This is a genomic window from Adlercreutzia sp. ZJ473 (assembly GCF_013185065.1).
In the GTDB taxonomy this organism is placed as follows: domain Bacteria; phylum Actinomycetota; class Coriobacteriia; order Coriobacteriales; family Eggerthellaceae; genus CAAEEV01.
In genome coordinates, this window is record NZ_JAAVTO010000099.1 from 1 (window position 1) to 3,723 (window position 3,723).

The following is a 3,723-nucleotide window of genomic DNA, read 5'->3' on the forward strand; positions in this document are numbered from 1 at the left end:
CTTCGCGCCCGCGCCCGCGCCCGCCCGGCCCCGCGCGGCGGTATCGCGGGCGCACGCCGGCCATGCGCCCGCACGTCCCAGCTCGTCTCACGCGGGGCGGCGCCTCTCGCCGTCCGGCGCAAGGAGGTAATGTCTTATGCGCGCAATCCTTTCCGGCGGAGGCACGGCAGGCCACATCAACCCCGCGCTCGCGCTCGCCGAGGTGCTCGCCGACCGCGGCTGCGAGGTGCTGTTCGCGGGCACGCCCCACGGCGTCGAGGCGCGCCTCGTGCCCCAGGCCGACATCCCGTTCAAGGCGTTCGAGGCGTCGGGCTTCAACCGCAGCCACCCCGCCACCATCGTCACGGGCGTGTCGAAGATCGCCAAGTCGACTGCGGCGGCCAAGAAGTGGTTCGCCGAGGTGAGGCCCGACGTGGTCGTCGGGTTCGGCGGGTACGTGTCCATCCCCGTGGCGCGCGCGGCCGAGAAGACCGGCGTCCCCGTGGTCCTGCACGAGCAGAACTCGGTCATGGGCATGGCGAACAAGTACCTCGCGAAGAAGGCCGCCGCCGTGTGCGTGACCTACGAGTGCTCGGCGCGCGACGTGGCCGACAAGAGCCGCGTGCACCTCACGGGCAACCCCGTGCGCTCCTCGGTGCTCGCGGCGAGCCGCGAGGAGGGGCGTGCGCTGCTCGGCATCCCGGACGAGGCGCGCATGCTGCTCGTGTTCGGCGGGAGCCTCGGCGCGCGCCACATCAACGAGGCCGTCTGCGCGCTCAAGCCCGACCTGCTCTCCCGCGCCGACCTGCACGTGGTGCACATCACGGGCCCCAAGGAGCTCGACAGCGTGCGCGAGGCGCTCGCGCTCACACGCGCGGAGGAGGCCCGCTGGCACGTGATGGGGTACCAGGACCGCATGGGGGAGACCCTCGCCGCGGCTGACGCCATCGTGTCGCGCGCCGGCGCCACCTCGCTCGCCGAGATCTCAGCGCGCGCCATCCCGGCGCTGCTCGTGCCCTTCCCCTACGCTACCGAGGACCACCAGACCACCAACGCGCGCGCGTACGTGGACGCGGGGTGCGCCTTCATGGTGCCTGACGCCGACCTGGGCGATCCCGCCTTCGCCGAGAAGGTGCTCACGCTCGTCGACGACGCGGGCGTGCGCGCGGGCATGACCGCGGCGGCGCGCGCGCAGAAGACCGCCGATGCCGCCTCCAGATTGGCAGATGTTGTGATGGCGGCGGCGCGCGCGTAGGGTGACGTATTACAATGGCGTGAGGTATCGAGCCGCGGGCGCCTGCCTGCGGCTGATCGCGAGAGGGAAGGCGTAGAACCATGAACGAAGTGGAAACCGAGGCCCTGCACTTCATCGGCGTCGGCGGCGTGGGCATGAGCGGCATCGCGCGCGTCGCGCATGACCAGGGCATGCGCGTGAGCGGCTCCGACCTCAAGGAGAGCCGCTACACCAAGCAGCTCGAGGAGGCGGGCATCACGGTGCTCATCGGCCAGGACGCCGGAAACATCCCCGCGGGCAACCCCACGGTGGTGGTCTCGACGGCCATCCTCGAGAACAATCCCGAGCTCGTGGAGGCTTGCCGTCGCGGCCTGGAGATCCGCCACCGCGCCGAGATGCTGGCCGCGCTCGGCCGCAACCTCGACACGCTGGCCGTGGCCGGCACGCACGGCAAGACCACCACGTCCTCCATGCTCGCCTCCACGCTCGACGCCATGGGCGCCTCGCCCACCTTCCTCATCGGGGGCATCGTGCGCGCGTGGGGCACCAACGCCCATTCCGGGAAGGGCCGCTACTACGTGGTGGAGGCCGACGAGTCCGACAAGTCGTTCACCTTCCTCTCGCCTGCGGCGTGCATCGTGACCAACGTGGAGACCGACCACCTGGACCACTACGAGAGCCTCGAGGAGATCTACGCGCAGTTCGGCAAGTTCATCGCGTCAGTGCCCGCCGGCGCGCCCGTGGTGGTGTGCGGCGACGACGAGGCGCTCACCCGCCTCGCGCGCAAGGAGGCGCGCGGGCGCGTGATCACCTACGGCTTCTCCGAGGGCTGCGACGCGCGCGTGGTGCGCGCGCAGGCGCGCGGCGTGGGGTCCGCCTTCACGCTGCGCCTGCCCGACGGGCGCGAGGTCGAGAGCTCCATCAAGCAGAACCCGGGCATGCACAACGTGTCGAACGGCGCGGCCGTGCTCACGCTCATCGACGCGCTCGGGCTCGACGTGGACGCCGCGGCTGAGAAGCTGCGCGCGTTCACGGGCGTGCGCCGCCGCTTCGACCTGGTGGGCGAGGAGCAGGGCGTGACGGTGGTGGACGACTACGCGCACCATCCCACCGAGATCGCGGCCACCATCGCCGCGGCGCGCGCGCTCGACTTCGCGCGCGTGCACGTGCTGTTCCAGCCGCACCGCTACTCGCGCGCGGGGCTGTTCACCGAGGTGCTCAAAGACGAGTTCGGCAGCGCGTTCGACGCGGCCGACACCGTCACGTTCATGGACGTGTACTCGGCGGGCGAGGCGCCCGTGCCCGGCATCAACGGCAAGACGTTCCTGAACGTGGTGCTCGAGCACGAGGGGCATCCCGAGGCGCACTACGTCCCCCGCCGCATCGACGCGGCGCCCTTCATGGCGCAGCTCGCGAAGGAGGGCGACCTGGTCATCACCATGGGCGCGGGCGACGTGACGGCCCTCGGCCCGCACATCATCGACGCGCTCGCGGCTCGCGAGGGCTAGCGGCGCCCATGGCGGCACGGCATGCCTCGCCCTTGCAGGCGCTTCTCGTCGACGAGCGGTTCGACGGCGACATCTACGCTCACGAGCCCATGGCTCGCCACACCACCTACCGCATCGGGGGGCCGGCGCGCTTCTACGTGCGCGCGGGCTCCATCGGCGCGCTCACGCGGCTCGTCGACGTGTGCGAGAGGGAGAGCGTGCCGTGGGTCGTCGTGGGGCGCGGGTCGAACCTGCTCGTGGCCGACGAGGGCTTCCCGGGCGTGGTCATCTCGCTCGGGCGCGACTTCCGCTCCTTCCGCTTCGACGCGGAGCGCAGCTGCTTCGTCGCGGGCGCGGGCGTGCTCCTCTCGGCGGTGGTGCAGGAGGCGTTCCGCCGGTCGGTCGCGGGGCTCGAGTTCGCCGTGGGCACGCCGGGCACCATCGGCGGCGCCCTGCGCATGAACGCGGGCACGCGCGACGAGTGGATCGGCAGCCGCGTGGCGAGCGTCACCACGCTGCGGCCGGGGCGCGGCCTGGAGCGGCGCGCAGGCTCCGAGATCACGTGGGGGTATCGCGCCTCCTCCTTCGCGCCTGACGAGATCGTGCTCGAGTGCGAGCTGGGCATGGAGCCGTCCGACCCCTTCTACATCCGCGGGAAGATGGAGGCGAACCTCGCGCGGCGCAAGAAGAGCCAGCCGCTCGGCGAGCCGAGCTGCGGCAGCGTGTTCCGCAACCCCGAGGGGGCGCACGTGGCCGCGCTCGTGGAGGAGCTCGGGCTCAAGGGCGCGACCATCGGCGGCGCGCGCGTGTCCGACGTGCACGCCAACTTCATCGTCAACACCGGCGAGGCGACGGCGCGCGACGTGCGCGCCCTCATCTCGCTGATCGCTTCGAAAGTGCATGAGGCTTATGGCATCGAACTCGCGCCCGAGGTCCGGTTCCTCGGGTTCAACTAGGCCGCGGGGGCAGAACAACCCGCGCAGGGCGCGCGCTGCCGCGGCAGGGCGCGCCCCGGCGCGCCCT

General features: G+C 72.0%; 3 protein-coding genes. All 3 read left to right on the top strand.

The features are described from left to right. The first annotated feature begins 136 nt into the window (after positions 1–136). The 3 genes from murG (at position 137) to murB (ending at position 3,656) form a co-directional block, all read left to right on the top strand. Positions 137–1,234 carry an undecaprenyldiphospho-muramoylpentapeptide beta-N-acetylglucosaminyltransferase gene (gene murG, locus HRL41_RS11675; RefSeq protein ID WP_172137172.1) on the top strand — a complete coding sequence of 366 codons (1,098 nt, stop codon included), beginning with the start codon at positions 137–139 and terminating at the stop codon, positions 1,232–1,234. A gap of 80 nt (positions 1,235–1,314) precedes the next feature. Further along, a complete protein-coding gene (gene murC, locus HRL41_RS11680) occupies positions 1,315–2,721 on the top strand; it encodes a UDP-N-acetylmuramate--L-alanine ligase (RefSeq protein WP_172137173.1) in 1,407 nt (468 codons plus the stop codon). A gap of 8 nt (positions 2,722–2,729) precedes the next feature. Then, positions 2,730–3,656 (top strand): UDP-N-acetylmuramate dehydrogenase, encoded by a 927-nt coding sequence (murB, locus tag HRL41_RS11685; protein ID WP_172137174.1) that lies wholly within the window; start codon positions 2,730–2,732, stop codon positions 3,654–3,656. Positions 3,657–3,723: the final 67 nt, after the last annotated feature.